This window comes from Methylophilus sp. (assembly GCF_052173275.1).
GTDB lineage: Bacteria > Pseudomonadota > Gammaproteobacteria > Burkholderiales > Methylophilaceae > Methylophilus.
The window spans coordinates 373610-390970 of record NZ_JBQMUL010000002.1; the positions used below are offsets into that span (position 1 = coordinate 373610).

General features: G+C 50.4%; 12 protein-coding genes. 11 read left to right on the forward strand and 1 reads right to left on the reverse strand.

The genetic code is table 11. The annotated features are described in order from the left end of the window. Positions 1-154: 154 nt before the first annotated feature. Positions 155-943, reverse strand: coding sequence for a CDP-diacylglycerol--serine O-phosphatidyltransferase (pssA, locus tag ACTS9Y_RS03280; RefSeq protein WP_442584584.1), 789 nt, complete (start codon positions 941-943; stop codon positions 155-157). Between the two features lie 154 nt (positions 944-1097). On the opposite strand from pssA, the gene tgt reads away from it, so the two are divergent. The 11 genes from tgt (at position 1098) to ACTS9Y_RS03335 (ending at position 17346) form a co-directional block, all read left to right on the forward strand. Continuing rightward, positions 1098-2312, forward strand: coding sequence for a tRNA guanosine(34) transglycosylase Tgt (gene tgt, locus ACTS9Y_RS03285; protein WP_442584585.1), 1215 nt, complete (start codon positions 1098-1100; stop codon positions 2310-2312). 1221 nt (positions 2313-3533) lie between these two features. Beyond that, positions 3534-3848, forward strand: a complete 315-nt coding sequence (yajC, locus tag ACTS9Y_RS03290; protein WP_379032141.1) for a preprotein translocase subunit YajC — start codon at positions 3534-3536, stop codon at positions 3846-3848. Positions 3849-3895: 47 nt separating this feature from the next. Further along, positions 3896-5725 carry a protein translocase subunit SecD gene (gene secD, locus ACTS9Y_RS03295; RefSeq protein ID WP_442584586.1) on the forward strand — a complete coding sequence of 610 codons (1830 nt, stop codon included), beginning with the start codon at positions 3896-3898 and terminating at the stop codon, positions 5723-5725. 45 nt (positions 5726-5770) lie between these two features. Beyond that, on the forward strand, positions 5771-6715 hold the full coding sequence (gene secF, locus ACTS9Y_RS03300; protein ID WP_442584587.1) for a protein translocase subunit SecF: 945 nt from the start codon (positions 5771-5773) through the stop codon (positions 6713-6715). Between the two features lie 214 nt (positions 6716-6929). After that, positions 6930-8198, forward strand: coding sequence for an HlyC/CorC family transporter (locus tag ACTS9Y_RS03305; protein WP_442584588.1), 1269 nt, complete (start codon positions 6930-6932; stop codon positions 8196-8198). Positions 8199-8272: 74 nt separating this feature from the next. Next, positions 8273-8584, forward strand: a complete 312-nt coding sequence (clpS, locus tag ACTS9Y_RS03310; RefSeq protein WP_442584589.1) for an ATP-dependent Clp protease adapter ClpS — start codon at positions 8273-8275, stop codon at positions 8582-8584. Positions 8585-8907: 323 nt separating this feature from the next. After that, positions 8908-11163 (forward strand): ATP-dependent Clp protease ATP-binding subunit ClpA, encoded by a 2256-nt coding sequence (gene clpA, locus ACTS9Y_RS03315; protein ID WP_442584590.1) that lies wholly within the window; start codon positions 8908-8910, stop codon positions 11161-11163. Positions 11164-11391: 228 nt separating this feature from the next. Continuing rightward, positions 11392-11727 (forward strand): hypothetical protein, encoded by a 336-nt coding sequence (locus ACTS9Y_RS03320; RefSeq protein WP_442584591.1) that lies wholly within the window; start codon positions 11392-11394, stop codon positions 11725-11727. Positions 11728-11872: 145 nt separating this feature from the next. Further along, positions 11873-13078, forward strand: a complete 1206-nt coding sequence (locus ACTS9Y_RS03325) for a TolC family protein (protein ID WP_442584592.1) — start codon at positions 11873-11875, stop codon at positions 13076-13078. A gap of 10 nt (positions 13079-13088) precedes the next feature. Continuing rightward, the gene (locus ACTS9Y_RS03330) at positions 13089-14240 is read left to right on the forward strand and encodes an efflux RND transporter periplasmic adaptor subunit (protein WP_442584593.1); all 1152 of its coding nucleotides are present in this window, start codon (positions 13089-13091) and stop codon (positions 14238-14240) included. Between the two features lie 4 nt (positions 14241-14244). After that, entirely contained in the window at positions 14245-17346 is a 3102-nt protein-coding gene (locus ACTS9Y_RS03335) for an efflux RND transporter permease subunit (protein ID WP_442584594.1), read from the forward strand. Positions 17347-17361: the final 15 nt, after the last annotated feature.

The following is a 17361-nucleotide window of genomic DNA, read 5'->3' on the forward strand; positions in this document are numbered from 1 at the left end:
AGCCTGAATTTTACCTGCTTGCCCCACAATTGACTATAACTGTGCGGCAGGATTCCCACCCCAACAATACTGCCCTCATAATCCTGCCTTGATAATAAAGTGCGCCAAAAACAAAAAACGCGCCAGATTGACGCGTTTTTTGTTTTTGAATGCATTACGTTTTCTTTTTTGCAGCCATTCTATCGCGCGTCCATAAGTAATATCCCGATAAGGTATACACAAACACCACGCTGAATAACACTTCCGGCGGACTGTAGGAAATCAGCACGAATGCCAGCATCACCGCCAGAATCGCGACGAAAGGCACTGAGTGGCGCAGATTGATATCCTTGCCGCTATAAAACTTAAGGTCAGACACCATAGACCCTGCCGCAAACACGGTCAGGCACCAGGCGATCCATTTCACCTGCACGGCACCGAAAAAGATTTCGCGCCCATCGATATTGTATTCATAAGACACCCAGACAAACCCCGCCAGCAAAGCCGCCGCCGCCGGGCTAGGCAAACCCTGGAAATAACGTTTATCCTGGAAAGGGTCATCGATCTTGGTATTAAAACGCGCCAGGCGCAAAGCAGCACAGGCACAGTAAATAAATGCGGCGATCCAGCCCAGTTTATTCATCGGCTGCAAGGCCCACACATACACGATCAGCGCGGGCGCCACGCCAAATGACACCATATCCGCCAAGCTGTCATACTCAGCGCCGAAAGCGCTCTGGGTATTAGTCATACGCGCCACACGGCCATCCAGCCCATCCAGCACCATGGCGATAAAAATCGCAATCGCAGACTGCTCAAAATGCTGGTTCATCGCTTGCACAATGGCGTAAAAGCCACCGAACAGCGAAGCAGAAGTGAATAAATTAGGCAGCAAATAAATGCCACGCTGACGCAAACTAGTATGTTCTTCACGTCGTGACAGGCGGGTCTGTGGTTCAGCCATAGAAAAGCTTTGATAAAGGAATACGTGCATTGTTGCGGGCAATCACAAAAAATGCAAGCAAAGCCGGGCAATACAACCGCCCAGACATATGCACCGGACGCATCATCGTGCTGTGATAAAATGCGCATTTATTTCAGCTATTTATCGCGATTTCATGCAGTTTTCCCTACACAATTCCGATGGCCTCGCCAGACGCGGCACCGTTCACTTACCCCATGGCGAAGTCCAAACCCCGGCATTTATGCCAGTGGGTACTTACGGCACCGTCAAAGCGATGTCACCATTAGAGCTCAACGAGATCCAGGCCCATATTGTCCTCGGCAATACCTTCCACTTATGGTTGCGCCCCGGTTTGGAGGTGGTCGCTGCACACGACGGCCTGCATAAATTCATGGGCTGGGAAAAACCGATACTTACCGACTCCGGCGGTTTCCAGGTCTGGAGCCTGGGTGATTTGCGCAAAATCAGCGAAGCCGGCGTCAAATTCAAATCACCAATTAACGGTGACAGCTGTTTTCTAACACCTGAAGAATCCATGCGCATCCAGCGCGTACTCAATAGCGATATCGTCATGATTTTTGACGAATGTACGCCCTACCCCGCCACCCATCACGAAGCACGCCAGTCTATGGAACTCAGCCTGCGCTGGGCGCAACGTAGCCGTGATGCATTTAATGTGTACCAAAATCAGACCATCCCCCAAGCGATGGCCTTGCAAGGCGGTGAGGAAGAAGTGAAACAACTGCTAGGGCAAGCGAGTGAAGCTGAAAGCACTACACAGGCAAGCCAGCAGAAAAACGCCTTGTTCGGCATTATCCAGGGCGGTATGTTTGAAGACCTGCGCGATGTTTCCCGCCAGGGCCTGGAAAAAATCGGATTTGACGGTTACGCGATTGGCGGCCTGTCTGTCGGCGAACCCAAAGAAGACATGCTACGCATTCTGGCGCATACCGCACCGCAAATGCCGAAAGACAAGCCCCGTTACCTGATGGGCGTAGGCACGCCGGAAGACCTGGTGGATGCTGTCAGCTATGGCATCGATATGTTTGATTGCGTGATGCCTACTCGGAATGCGCGTAACGGCTGGCTTTTCACACAATATGGCGATGTGAAAATCAAGAATGCCACTTATAAAACGGATACCCGGCCTTTGGACGATGAGTGTGAATGCTATACCTGCCGCAACTTCAGCCGCAGCTATTTGCACCACTTGTATCGTATTGGCGAGATTTTAGGGGCGCGTTTGAACACGATTCATAACCTGCATTATTATCAGTTTTTGATGCAGGGGATGCGGGCGGCGATTGAAGAAAACAGGTTTGAGGCATTTAAGGTGGAGTTTGCCAGTAAGCGTGCTGAGAAGCGCTGATGATACAAAGGGCGACTCGCCCCATGGCTTGAAAATTGTCTTGATCAGTAGTTCTTCGCTACGCCCCTTTTCGCCTCTAGACGAGTGACTTTTCTTTGCTTGCCCAAAGAATAAGTAACCAAAAGAAATGCACCCTAGCTTCCGCTTTTTTCCTGCGTTGCTCGAATTAGGACTTTCGTCCGTTGCTTTGCCGGACTTAGGCATAAGCGGTCACGAAACTCGCCCTAGCGGCTTGCAAAAGACGCAAGCCACCGCGGAACTCAGACAGTCGCTCCCTTACTCCTTATTTTGACTGCGCTACTCGGCGCGTCAGATAGGGGCCCGTGAAAACCACACGCTTTCATTTAAGTGAAACTCGTCACATTCATTCCCGCCTAAGCATTGAAATGAAAGCAGAGCAATAAAACAAAACAAGAAAGCCCAACAAAACAATTGAATTGGTTTGTTGGGCTTTCAGCTTTAGAAGTTAAAGAAGTTCCTTAGCGCCCGGAATACAAAACGTTTAACCAACATTTCATCGTGGTGGGTTTAAACGGGCCCCTATCTGACGCGCCGAGTAGCGCAGTCAGCGTGGGAGTTTTCGGCCAGCGGCTGTTCGAGTTCCGCAACAAGCCACGTTCTGTGTGGCTTGTCAGGGCGAGTTTCGTTGGACGCCCACGTTGACGAGCAACGCAGGAAACAAGCGGAAGCTAGGGTGCCTTTTCTTTTGGTGACTTATTCTTTGGGCAAGCAAAGAAAAGTCACTCGCCTAGGGGCGAAAAGGAATGCTGCAATCAAGCTGCAAAGTCGAATGCTGAACTACCCAAAGAAATACCGATTAGAACTTCCAGCAAGTGGAAGGATTGCTCCTCATTGTAACCGTGCTAAGCATGGACCTTGCCTGGATTCTGACCTTCGCCAGAATGACGAGTGGGCATATATCCTTATTGCAGGGCGCATCACTGCTCCTCATAAGCCTGCCGTTATACAGACACAGAACATGCTCGGACAACCCCTGCTACACCTTCTACCGGAATGGCGAGTCAAAAAACCACACTTTCAATCTGAGAAATGCCATAGCAAAAACACACGTTCAAAAATACCAAACCCACCTCCAAAACCACTCGTCTAAATAATCAATTCAATTAGCATCCTGCCCCCTCTTGTCCGCGCTCGTTCATTCTTCTCCTGCGTGTGCTAAAATCGCGTGTTATTTCGTAGATAGATTCAGGAAGAAAAAATATGTTGATTAGCAATGCCTATGCAGCCACTGCAACAACCAGCGATATCATGAGCTTTGTGCCTATGATCGTCATTTTTGTGTTGTTTTATTTCATGCTGATCCGTCCGCAAGTCAAACAGGCAAAACAACATAAATCCATGCTGGAAACATTGAAAGCCGGTGATGAAGTCGCGACTACCGGCGGTATCGTTGGCAAAGTAACCAAGGTGGGTGAGAGCTTTATCAGCATTGAAATCGCAGCCAATACGGTTGTCAATGTGCAAAAACACACCGTACAAACGTTGCTGCCACCTGGCACAATCAAGTCCATTTAATTACAAGTGACCATTTTCCAGTCCTTTATTCCGTATAAGAGTTTTTTATGAACCGTTATCCATTATGGAAATACGTGCTGATTGGCACAGTCATCGTCATTGGTTTGCTGTACACCATCCCCAACTTTTTCGGGGAATCGCCAGCGGTGCAGATCAGTCCGGCGAAAAGCTCTCTCAAGGTAGACGAGAGCCTGCTGCAAAAAGTGGAAACCACTTTAACGCAGGCAAAAATCCCTTTTGATGGCCTGTTTCTGGATACCAGCGGCGTGAAAGTACGCCTGGCCAGTACGGATACGCAGTTGTTGGCAAAAGACAAACTGGTGTCTACCCTGGGTAAAGACTATACCGTGGCGCTTAATCTGGTGCCGCAAACGCCGAACTGGCTGCAAAGCATAGGCGCCAAGCCGATGTATCTGGGCCTGGATCTGCGTGGTGGTGTGCATTTCCTGCTGCAAGTGGATATGAAGGCGGCGCTGGATAAAGCGGCTGAAAGCACTGTTGGTGATTTCCGTATGTCTTTGCGTAAGGAGAAAATCAACTATTACGGTATCGAGCGTCAAGGCCAGGTCGTGATCGTGAAGTTTGAATCTGAGGCGGAGGCGACCAAAGCCCGCAATTTACTGGCAAAAGAGTTCTCAGATCTGACCTATAAGATCTCTGGCGGCGATAAAGAATTCAGTGTGACTGCCAGCATGAGCGCCATGGCGCAAAAGCGGATCCAGGAGTTTGCGCTCAAGCAAAACCTGCAAACACTGCATAACCGGATCAATGAACTTGGCGTGGCTGAGCCTATCGTGCAACAGCAAGGCGTAGACCGGATCGTGGTGCAATTGCCGGGCGTGCAGGATACGGCAAAAGCCAAGGAGATCCTGGGTCGCACGGCGACGCTGGAAATCCGCATGATAGACGAAGAAAAAGCCGATATGGCGACTTTGCAGAAAGCGCAGAGCGGCCAGGTACCGTTTGGTGACGAATTGTATTTTGACCGTGACGGCCGTCCGGTACTGGTCAAGAAAAGCGTAGTGCTGACGGGTGACCGTATCACCGATGCCGGCCCTGGTGTGAATGGCCAGAACGGTTCTTCAGTGGTCAACGTGACCCTGGATGGCCGTGGCGCTGGTATCTTTAAAAACGTGACGCGCGAGAATGTCGGTAAGCGCATGGCGATTTTACTGATTGAAAAAGGCAGTACCGAAGTGATCACCGCGCCGGTGATTAATGAAGAAATCGGCGGCGGCCGCGTGCAGATTTCTGGCATGGCCAACGCGCAGGAAGCAACAGATATCTCATTGTTGCTGCGTGCCGGTGCACTGGCCGCTCCGATGGAAATCATTGAAGAACGTACCGTTGGCCCTAGCATGGGTGAAGAAAACATCAAGCGTGGCGTGCACTCAACACTGTGGGGTTTTGCCGCGATTGCCGTGATGATGATTATTTATTACATGGTGTTTGGTGGTGTTTCCGTCATGGCACTGGGCGTCAACCTGCTGTTGCTGGTGGCTATCCTTTCCATGCTGCAAGCGACACTGACTTTGCCTGGCCTGGCGGCGATTGCGCTGGCCTTAGGTATGGCAATTGATGCCAACGTGCTGATCAACGAGCGTATCCGCGAAGAGTTGCGCAATGGCAATACGCCGCAAGCAAGCATCCACGCAGGTTACGACCGTGCGTTTGATACGATTCTCGACTCTAACGTCACTACGCTGATTGCTGGCCTGGCGCTGTTCATGTTTGGTACTGGCCCGATCAAAGGCTTTGCAGTGGTACACGTACTGGGCATTATGACTTCGATGTTTAGCGCTGTACTGGTCTCTCGTGCCATCGTCAATCTCTTGTACGGCTATCGCCGCAAGATTGAGCGCCTGCCGATCGGTTAACCGGTCCCCGAGTGATTGCTGTCACAACCTATTTGAGAACAGATTATGGAATTATTCAGAATTAAAAAAGATATCCCGTTTATGAGTTACGGGCGTCTGACCACCTCGATTTCGCTGATCACTTTTATATTGGCGATCTTCTTCCTGATGCACAGAGGCCTGCATTACGGGGTGGATTTTACTGGCGGCACAGTGATGGAAGTACACTACCCGACCACGGCCGACATCAGCAAAATCCGCGAAGTGATTGATGAAACCGGCTTGAAAGATGTCACGGTGCAAAACTTTGGCTCCAGCCAGGACGTGCTGATCCGCCTGCCGGTCAAAAAAGAATTATCCATTGCGCAATTGTCAGAAAAAATTTCCACCTCATTGAAAAATGCAGATGGCGGCGCTGAGATTCGTCGAGTGGAATCTGTCGGTTCACAAGTCGGTGAAGAGCTGTATGAAAATGGCGCGCTGGCTTTGCTGCTGGTATGTGCAGGCATTATGGGTTACCTGGCATTGCGCTTTGAGTGGCGCTTTGCGGTGGCAGCAATCATCGCCAACATGCATGACGTTATCATCATTCTTGGCTTCTTTGCCTTTTTCCAGTGGGAATTCAACCTGACGGTACTCGCGGCGATTCTGGCGGTACTCGGTTACTCGGTGAATGAATCCGTGGTGGTGTTTGACCGCGTGCGTGAAAACTTCAAGAAAATGCGCAAGGCTTCTGCCGTGCAGGTCATTGATAACGCGATCACCCGCACCATGTCACGCACCATCATCACCCACTTAATGACACAAACCATGGTCTGCTCCATGCTGTTTTTTGGCGGTGAAACCTTGCATAACTTTTCACTGGCGCTGACTATTGGTATTTTGTTTGGTATTTATTCTTCAGTACTGGTCGCCTGCCCAATCGCCATGTGGCTGGGTGTGAGCCGCGCCAACCTGATTGGCGACTCTGAGAAAAAGCCCAAAGAAGACGAAGCAGCGCTGGCACCTTAAGCACTCAAAATGCACGGAAGCTCATAATAAGTAAGCGAGCGGTTGAGGTGCAAGGCGCCCGGAACGCATAAACCGCAATGTACAGAGAGTACATGAGGATTTAAAGTACCGCGCAACACAGCAATTCACCCGCGCAGCCACTTAGTACGGGTTTCCCTTGATTTTTAGCCACTGGTGGGTACACTAGTGGCTTCTTGTTTTCAGCCCCACTCCCTTGGACAATATTCCCTTAAGCTGGCAGATAGGCTTATTACTGCTGCTACTGTCACTCACGGCGTTTTTCTCTATCGCCGAAACCAGCCTGATGTCGCTCAATCGTTACCGCATGCGACACATGGCGAAAGAAGGCCATCGCGGCGCCAAACTTGCCAGCCGCCTGCTGGCACAAACCGATAAAACCCTGGGCGCGATCTTACTAGGCAACACTTTTTGCATCGTAGGCTCCTCAACGCTGGAAGTGATTATTTCCGAGCGACTGTTTGGCGAAGGTGACTACGTGCTGATGTGGGGCTCGCTGGCGATTACCTTTGCCATTCTGGTATTCAGTGAAATCTCACCTAAAGTCATTGCCGCTGCGCATGCAGAAAAACTCGCCTACGCGACCAGTTATTTGCTCTACCCGCTGATCTGGCTATTCAACCCGGTAGTCTGGTTTGTCAATCTGTTCGTCAAAGCATTTGTCAAACTCCTGGGCGTGCGCGTCAATTTTGATCAGGCGCAATCTGTCACCACGGATGAGTTACGCAGTATCGTCAGCGACGCCGGGCAGTATATTCCCTCGCAAAACCGCACGATTCTGCTCAACCTGCTGGATCTGGAAGACATCATCGTCGACCACGTCATGACGGCACATACACAAGTAGAGTTTATTGACCTTGATCACCCCATAGACCAGATCATGGAACTGCTGGCCAATAGCCGCCACTCCAGGCTGCCGGTCAGGCAAGGCGACCATGAGGATATTGTCGGCATCGTCCACGTCCGCAAAGTACTGCCATTACTGCGTGATTTCCATATCGGCAAAGTGCCAAGCAAAGATTTATTGCAGGCTGCGATCAGCCCACCCTATTACATTCCCTCAGGCACCCCGCTGTATACCCAGTTACAGCAATTCCAGAAGCACCATGAGCGTATTGCGCTGGTTGTGGACGAATATGGCGAGTTCAGGGGCCTGCTGACGCTGGAAGACATCCTGGAAGAAGTGGTAGGCGAATTCACCACCCAATCGCCTGAGCGGACCAAGGAATTCCAGCAAAATGAAGATGGCAGCTGGCTGGTAGATGGCAGCAGCCAGTTACGCGACATTAACCGTAAATTGAAACTCTCCCTGCCGATTGACGGTCCACGTACCTTGAATGGGTTGATTCTTGAGCATTTTGAAGATATCCCGGAACCTGACACCAGCTTCAAGCTCGGTGAGCATAGACTAGAAATCGTCGATGCTCAGGATCGCATCGTCAAGCTGGTCAAAATTTATCTTTAAATCGCCACCCCATCTGGCACTTGAATTTTTTCATACAAAGCGCAAAATAAACTTAAGATCAGGTATGCAAAATTATGGTACGACCCAAGCGTGAGGGTGATTTGGCACTGGATCCACAAATTGCCAAACCAAAACCTCCAGAACTATATAAAGTGTTGTTATTGAACGACGACTACACCCCTATGGAGTTTGTGGTGGCCGTGATTGAGCGTTTTTTTTACAAATCTCGCGAACAAGCCACGCAAATCATGCTCAAAGTACATACTGAGGGCGCTGGTGTGTGCGGGGTTTACCCCCAAGACATCGCAGAAACAAAAATGCATCAGGTGCTTGAATCCGCACAGGAAGCACAGCATCCTTTGCAATGTGTGATTGAAGCGGCCTGAGCAGCAAAAGGGGCATGACGAGAATATCGACGGAATAGCATGACATTCCAGCGCTTAAAGCTGACTCTGGCAGTGGTAGCATAAGCAGTGGTGATTGATGGACTGATTGTTCTCTCACCTGGCAGATTCACTATTCATCAGGGGCGGCTAAATCATATGTCGTAAATAATCACTGAATAGCTCAAATGTGCCATTGAAATTTTTACAGTTAAGCACGATATTAATCAACAGACACAGACGCGCTGGTGTACATTAATAGCATCTGTGAATAAAGCGTTTTTCCTAGTGTATTTTTGTAGTGTAGTGTATTAAGGAAAGTCATCATGATTGCTCAAGAACTTGAAGTTAGCCTGCACATGGCTTTTATGGACGCGAGACAAAAGCGTCACGAATTGATCACAGTTGAGCATCTGTTACTGGCTATGTTGGACAATCCGACAGCCGCAGAAGTCCTACGCGCTTGCGGGGCAAAATTCGATACGCTACGCGGCGAACTGACCCAATATATTGAAGAACACACCCCCACCGTAGCTGGCACTGACGAGGTTGATACGCAACCGACGCTTGGCTTCCAGCGTGTGATCCAGCGTGCCATGTTGCACGTACAATCCTCCGGCAAAAAAGAAGTGACCGGCGCTAACGTGCTGGTCGCCATTTACGGTGAAAAAGATTCACACGCGGTGTTTTTCCTGCATCAGCAAGGCGTGACCCGCCTTGATGTGGTGAACTTCATTTCACATGGCGTGGCCAAGATTCAGGAAAGCGAACCCAAAGCCAGCAATACCGAACAGGAAACCGAAGGTGAAAGTGTTTCTACCGGCGCACTGGAAAGCTTTACGCTCAACCTGAATGCACAAGTCGTTGCCGGCAAAATCGATCCACTGATCGGACGCAGCCTGGAACTGGAACGCGTCATCCAGACTTTATGCCGCCGCCGTAAAAACAACCCGCTATTAGTGGGCGAAGCTGGCGTGGGTAAAACCGCGATTGCCGAAGGCCTGGCTTCACGCATTGTCAATCACGAGATCCCTGAAGTGTTGAAAGATGCCACAGTCTATTCATTAGACATGGGCGCGCTGCTGGCTGGCACTAAATACCGTGGTGACTTTGAGCAACGCCTCAAAGCCGTGATGAAGCAACTGGCAGAAAAGCCTGAAGCGATTCTGTTCATTGATGAGATCCATACCCTGATAGGCGCGGGCTCGGCCAGCGGCGGCACTTTAGATGCCAGCAACCTGCTGAAACCGGCGTTATCCAATGGTTCACTCAAATGCATAGGCGCCACCACTTATCAGGAATACCGTGGTATTTTTGAGAAAGACCACGCCCTGTCCCGCCGCTTCCAGAAAATCGATGTGGCGGAACCTAGCGTGGCTGAAACGATTGAGATTCTTAAAGGCCTGAAAACGCGTTTTGAAGAACATCACAGCGTGAAATACAGCGCCAGTGCGTTAACTGTGGCTGCGGAATTATCTGCGAAATATATCAATGACCGCCATTTGCCAGACAAGGCGATTGACGTGATTGATGAAGCAGGTGCGGCGCAACGTATTCTGCCAAAAAGCAAGCAGAAGAAAATCATAGGCAATAAAGAGATTGAAGAGATCATTGCCAAGATTGCGCGTATTCCGCCAAAAAATATTTCTACCGACGACCGCAACGCCTTAAAAACGCTGGAACGCGATTTGAAAGCAGTGGTATTTGGTCAGGATAAAGCGATTGATGTGCTGGCTTCAGCCGTCAAAATGGCGCGCAGTGGTTTAGGCAACGGTAATAAACCGATTGGTAGTTTCCTGTTTGCAGGCCCTACTGGTGTCGGTAAAACTGAAGTCGCCAAACAACTGGCTTATGTGCTGGGCATTGAGTTGCTGCGCTTTGATATGTCTGAATACATGGAACGCCACGCCGTATCACGCTTGATCGGCGCGCCTCCGGGCTATGTCGGGTTTGACCAGGGCGGCTTGCTGACTGAAGCCGTGACCAAGCAGCCTTATTGCGTGTTGTTGTTAGATGAGATTGAAAAAGCGCATCCGGATATTTTCAATATCCTGCTGCAAGTGATGGATCATGGCACCCTGACTGACAACAATGGTCGCAAAGCAGATTTCCGCAACGTCACCATTATCATGACCACCAATGCGGGCGCTGAAAACTTGTCCAAAGCCAGTATTGGCTTTACCAACAGTAAAGACGTGACTGACGAGGCAGCTGATCTCAAGCGCTTGTTTAGCCCTGAGTTCCGTAACCGCCTGGATGCGACTGTGTCATTCGGTGCGCTTGATCAGGAAATCATCTTGCGCGTGGTCGATAAATTCCTCATGCAACTGGAAGATCAGCTGCACGAGAAAAAAGTCGATGTCACCTTCAGTGATGAGCTCAAAGACTATCTGGGCAAAAAAGGCTTTGACCCATTGATGGGTGCACGCCCGATGGCACGCCTGATTCAGGATACGATCCGCAAGGCACTGGCCGACGAATTATTGTTTGGTCGCCTGAATGAAGGTGGTCAGGTCCACATTGATATTGATGAAAATGACCAGATCAAACTGATCTTTAAAGAAGAAACCATTTCAGCCTGATTCCCGGATTAGGCCGATTGAAACTATGCGACCACAGCGACATCCACTATAATGTTGCTGTGGTTTTGCACTTTAAAGGTGCATTCATCGCTTCATCCGGAGCAGGCATTATTGGCTGGCTCCATTAAAGCATTTAAATCAATAGGTTACACACACATTCATCACTGGTACGGTAATTGCTAACTTTGTAGTTATAACGCGCAATCACATCCAGTCTTGATTTTGTACATGCAAAAAATTTTTTATTTACTACATTTGTTGTGTTTAGTGTTCGCATTGCAGACAACTGCTGCTGAACCGGCTGCCACAACGACAATTCTACAAACCGGTGCCTTAGGGGTGATTCTTTCCAACGCGATTGATGACTCCTTGTCTGCAGACTTTGTAGAGGTGATAGGCTTTGTCGACATGCTTGAAGTGCCTGAGGTCGATGTCGATAAAATCACTTTGCCTGCGTTTAGTTATCCATTACGCCGGACCAGCCACCACGCACCTGAACACCACTTACCTGCTTATCATATTATCTTCCCCTTCTGGCTAGACCGGCCGCCCCAACTCGCTTAGCAATATCCTCCCTCTTTCAGCTCGGCTGTCAGAGTGTAATTTTAATTATTAATTAAGGTGGCTATGTCATGATAGGCATAGTCATTTGAGAAGGATTGTTATGTTAAGTCATATCCGCTGGCGAACAGCGTGCAGACTACTGTACTTGTCTTGCCTGATATCGCCACTAGCGTTTGCTGAACCTACGTTTGACCTGAAAACCCTGCTGGATAAGGCCGTCGCCGAAAACCCGACGATGGCCGTCAGCCAAGCGCAGATTGAAGCTGCCATGGCTGGCATTACCATTGCCAGATCTTTTGCTAACCCTGATTTAGAACTCATGGCAGGGCCGGCCAGATACCGCGGTGTTCCAACACCGGGAGCCAACGAAAGAAACTATGGCGTCACCGTTTCACAACCACTGGAATTTCCCGGCACACGGGCGTCACGCCGCGAACTGGCTGAACAGCAACTTACCTATGCCGAAAAAGGCATAAAAACAACCAGCTTCGATTTACGTAACCTGATCAAGCAGGCGTATTTCACGGTGCAGCTTCGCCAGCAAGTGCTGGAAATGTTTGGTGCCAACCTGAAAGTATTGCGGGAGATTCAAAGCAAAATCAAACGCAAAGTAGATGTCGGTGAAGCGGCCAGATATGAACTGATCAAGGCCGATACCGAATTACTGGTCGCCGAACGGGATTATGCCAGTGCACAAACACGCATTGATGAGGCCAAAGCCATTTTGCGCGGCATGATAGGGAATATGCCGGATGACTTTGAGATCAAATCTCAACCACCCGTCATTAACCCCTTGCCAGACATCACTACCTTACGCCAGTCTGCTGAGAACAACCCTTATTTACAGCAACTGATCACCGCCAAAGATGGCGCAGAAGCCAAGTTAAAACTTGAGAAGGATTTGCGCTTCCCCGGGCTGACATTAAAGTCTGACTTCACCCAGGACCCTGACCTGAATACGTTCAGGGTGGGTGTGGTAGTGCCATTGCCGGTTTGGAACCTGCGTGATGGCCAGATTGCCCAAGCCGCGGCTGGCATAGATGAGGCAGATGCCAACATCAGGTTGCAAAAGCAGGTACTACGCAAGGAAATTGATAGTGCCTACCAGCGCAACGTCATTGCCAGTAACCAGCTTAAGGTATTTGAGAATGGCTTGCTGCAACAATCTGAAGCCACATTGAGCCGTGCAGAAGCAGCCTATAAATTCGGAGAACGCGGCATCCTGGAATTCCTCGATGCGCAACGTGTCAATCGTGATGTCAAGCGTGACTATCTGATTGCCAAATTCGATTATTTTTTCAGTGTATTGCAAATCGAACGTTTCATCGGTTCGGATTTGGTTCAACCATAAGGGAATGGTCATGTCTCGTATTTTATTTTCAACTTTGTTTACTGTCGCACTGGCAATGATGTCCACTGCGTGCTCCGAAAAACCGGCACCCGTCGCAGAAACCAAAGCAGTGGTAGACCCAAACCTGGTGACACTCACCCCGGAACTGGAAGCCAACATCAAAACTGGCGCCGTCACCGAGATACAGTTTATCGATACCCTGCGTATCCCCGGCCGCATTCAGGTCGATGAGCAATATGAATCCAGGGCAGGTGCTTCGATTACCGGCCGTATCAGCACACTGGATGTCAACCTCGGCGATGAAGTCAAGGCAGGGCAACGCCTGGCTACCATCAAGAGCACCGAGCTCGCACAATTCCAGTTGAATTACATCAAAGCCAGTCAGCAGGTGCAACTGCAGACCAAAGCGGTTGACCGTGCCAAGCAATTGCTTGAAGCCGATGTCATCAGCCAGGCTGAACTGCAACGTCGTGAAGGTGAACTGCATGCTGCCAACGCAGAGGTGAATGCTGCGCGTGACCAGTTACTGGTACTCGGTATGGCGCCTGACAATATCGCTAAGCTGGGTTTGCAAAACAGTGGCATGTCGACCAGCCAGGTCAATTCAAAAATCACCGGTACTGTGATTGCGCGTAAAGCCAGGCTGGGGCAAGTCGTCGCCCCGGCGGAAGAGTTGTTTGTGATCGCTGACCTGTCGCATGTGTGGGCTGTGGCTGAAATCCCCGAACAGCAAATTGCGCATATCAAAGAAGGGCAATCGCTCAATATCGAAGTCCCGGCGCTGGATGATGCAGAGCTGACGGGCACACTGGCGTTTGTTGGTGATATCGTCAACCCGGCGACGCGGACGGTGATGGCACGTGCCAATATCAGCAATGAAAAAATGCTGTTAAAGCCTGACATGCTGATTACTATTTTGCTGGAAGCCAAGCCAGAGAAGGTCATTGCGATTCCCTCCACAGCGGTGGTGCGTGAAAACAATGCCGACCACGTATTTGCGCAAACGCTTAAATCCAAACAATTCAAGTTATTACCTGTGACATTGGGCCGTACTTATGACGGACAAAAAGAGGTATTACAAGGCTTGCAACCTGGTGACCAAATCGTGCTGGACGGCGCTTTTCATGTAAACAACGAACGTAAGCGCAAGGAAATGGAGTAAAAGCATGATTGAATCAATGATTCGAGGGGCGCTCAAGCAGCGCCTAATTGTATTGGTACTTGCCGTCGCACTGGTGTTTGCCGGCTTGTTTGCCGTGAAAAACCTGTCAGTGGATGCCTTCCCGGACGTGACCAATGTTCAAGTACTCATTGCCACCCAAGCCACCGGAAAATCACCGGAAGAAGTAGAACGTTTTATCACAGTACCGCTCGAAATCGCCATGACAGGCCTGCCTGGCCTGGTGGAAATGCGCTCGGTAAATAAAAATGCGTTATCGCTGATCACGCTGGTATTTACCGATAGCACCGATGTGTATTTTGCACGGCAGCTGGTGATGGAACGGCTGATGGAAGTCATGGAACGCATGCCGGATGGCGTCATGCCGATTCTGGGGCCGGTATCCACTGGCCTTGGCGAAGTCTATCAATTTACGCTGGACAAACCCGACGACGGCAAGAAACCATTGACGCAGGCAGACCTGACCGAACGCCGCGCCATTCAGGATTGGGTGGTTCGTCCTTTGCTGCGTGGTATTCCCGGCGTGGCTGAGATCAATTCGCAAGGTGGTTACGTCAAGCAATACCAGGTGTTGGTCAACCCTGACCGCATGACGCACTTTTCGATCAAGCTAAAGGATGTCTATGACGCTTTGGCACGTAACAACGCCAACAGCGGTGGCGGCATTCTGCAACACCATGCCGAACAATACCTGATCCGCGGCGTCGGCCTGGTGCAGAACCTGGACGATATCCGCAACATGGTGCTCAAGGAAGAAAACGGTATCCCGGTCTATATCCGAGATGTCGCCGAAGTGACCATAGGGCATGAAGTGCGGGTGGGTGTCGTGCTCAAAAACGGCGATACCGAATCGGTAGGTGGCATTGTTATCATGATGCGTGGCGGTAACGCCAAAGAAGTGGTCAGCCGTATCAAAGCGCGTGTTGAAGAGATCAATAGCAAAGGCATGTTGCCACACGGCCTGCAAATCGTGCCCTATTACGACCGAAGCGAGCTGGTAGATGCAGCGCTGCACACCGTCACCAAAGTGCTGATTGAAGGCATTATCCTGGTGGTCGTGGTGTTGTTCCTGTTCCTCGGCGATATTCGCTCAAGCGTCATCGTGGTGGGCACTTTGATTTTAACGCCGTTGATCACCTTCATGGTCATGAACCATTACGGTATTTCTGCCAACCTGATGTCACTGGGTGGCCTGGCGATCGCCATTGGCTTAATGGTAGATGGCTCAGTCGTGGTGGTAGAAAACGCCTTTCACCACTTGGGTCATCGCAAAGACGAAAGCAAGATCCGCGTCGTGCTAGAGGCGGCAACTGAAGTTGCCACACCGGTGCTGTTTGGGGTAGGCATTATCATCCTGGTGTTTTTGCCATTGATGACGCTGGAAGGCATGGAAGGCAAGATGTTTGCCCCGCTGGCTTACACGATTGCGATCGCCCTGTTTGTGTCGCTGGTTTTATCGCTGACCATGACGCCAGCCTTGTGCTCCTACCTGCTGAAAGGCGGTAGCGGTGAAGACACCAAGTTTATCCAGGCGATTAAACGCCCCTACCTGAAAGCCCTGAACTGGGTGCTCAACAATGAGAGAAAAACCATCATCGCGTCCGGCTTGCTTTTTATCGGCACGATTGCCCTGTTTCCATTATTAGGGACATCGTTTATCCCCGAAATGAAAGAAGGCTCTATCGTACCTGGTATCAACCGCGTGCCTAATATCTCGCTTGAAGAGTCCATCAAGATGGAAAACAAAGGCATGAAGCTGATCATGGAGCAGGTGCCAGGCGTTAAATCTGCCATTTCTGGCCTGGGTCGCGGTGAAAGCCCGGCGGATGCGCAGGCACAAAACGAATCTACGCCTATCATCAGCCTGAAACCGCGTGAAGAATGGCCAGCAGGCTGGACACAGGATGACATCGCCGAAAAAATGCGCGAAGTGCTGGAAAAATACATTCCTGGCGTGCAAATCATCATGGCACAACCGATTTCTGACCGTGTCGATGAGTTACTGACCGGCGTACGGGCGGATGTAGCGGTGAAGATTTTTGGTGAAGATCTGGATATGCTGAAACAGAAAGCAGACGAGATCGCCAGGATTGCCGGCACCGTGCAAGGCGCCACTGAAATCAAGGTGGAAAAAGTGTCCGGGCAGCAATACCTGAATATCACCATTGATCGTCAGGCCATTGCCCGCCACGGCATTAATGCTGCAGATGTGCATGACGTGATCGAAACCGCGGTTGGCGGCAAAATCGCCACCGAGATCTTTGAAGGCCAACGTCGTTTCTCTGCAGCCGTCCGCTACCCGGAATCTTTCCGTAATGATGAGGAAGCGATACGCAATATCATGCTGACTTCACCCAATGGCTCACGCGTAGCACTGGATGATCTGGCAGATATTGAAATCAAGGACGGCCCTGCGCAGATCAGCCGTGAACTGGCCAAACGCCGGATCGTGATTGGCGTGAACGTCAAAGACCGCGACCTCGGTGGTTTTGTGGCCGAAATGCAGCAAGTACTGGATCAGAAGTTGCAATTACCGGATGGCTATTATCTGGAATATGGCGGCCAGTTCCAGAATATGGAACGTGCCATGGGTCACCTGATGATTATTATCCCGGTGACGATTGCTGCGATCTTCTTCCTGCTGTTCTTGCTGTTCCAGTCCATGCGTTTTGCCACCATGATCATCCTGGTATTGCCGTTTGCTTCGATTGGTGGTGTGATTGCCTTGTTTATCACAGGTGAATATCTGTCAGTGCCCGCTTCAGTTGGATTTATCGCGCTGTGGGGGATCGCCGTGCTGAATGCGGTGGTGCTGGTATCGTATATCCGCACCCTGCGCGATGAAGGCAAAAGCCAGCTGGATGCGATTTTACAGGGATGTGCCCAACGCTTCAGGCCAGTGATGATGACGGCCACCGTCGCCATGCTAGGCTTGGTACCTTTCCTGTTTGCAACTGGCCCTGGCGCTGAAGTCCAGCGCCCGCTCGCCATTGTCGTCATCGGGGGGCTGATCACATCCACCCTGCTGACACTGATCGTGGTACCTACGCTATATCGCAAGTTTGAAGAAAGCAAAATCGAGGCATAACGCCGCCAGTTAGTC

Bases quoted from the DNA above. Each gene is read 5' to 3' on its own strand.
- pssA (WP_442584584.1), bottom strand. From the start codon at position 943: ATGGCTGAACCACAGACCCGCCTGTCACGACGTGAAGAACATACTAGT.
- tgt (WP_442584585.1), top strand. From the start codon at position 1,098: ATGCAGTTTTCCCTACACAATTCCGATGGCCTCGCCAGACGCGGCACC.
- yajC (WP_379032141.1), top strand. From the start codon at position 3,534: ATGTTGATTAGCAATGCCTATGCAGCCACTGCAACAACCAGCGATATC.
- secD (WP_442584586.1), top strand. From the start codon at position 3,896: ATGAACCGTTATCCATTATGGAAATACGTGCTGATTGGCACAGTCATC.
- secF (WP_442584587.1), top strand. From the start codon at position 5,771: ATGGAATTATTCAGAATTAAAAAAGATATCCCGTTTATGAGTTACGGG.
- clpS (WP_442584589.1), top strand. From the start codon at position 8,273: ATGGTACGACCCAAGCGTGAGGGTGATTTGGCACTGGATCCACAAATT.
- clpA (WP_442584590.1), top strand. From the start codon at position 8,908: ATGATTGCTCAAGAACTTGAAGTTAGCCTGCACATGGCTTTTATGGAC.
- ACTS9Y_RS03320 (WP_442584591.1), top strand. From the start codon at position 11,392: ATGCAAAAAATTTTTTATTTACTACATTTGTTGTGTTTAGTGTTCGCA.
- ACTS9Y_RS03330 (WP_442584593.1), top strand. From the start codon at position 13,089: ATGTCTCGTATTTTATTTTCAACTTTGTTTACTGTCGCACTGGCAATG.
- ACTS9Y_RS03335 (WP_442584594.1), top strand. From the start codon at position 14,245: ATGATTGAATCAATGATTCGAGGGGCGCTCAAGCAGCGCCTAATTGTA.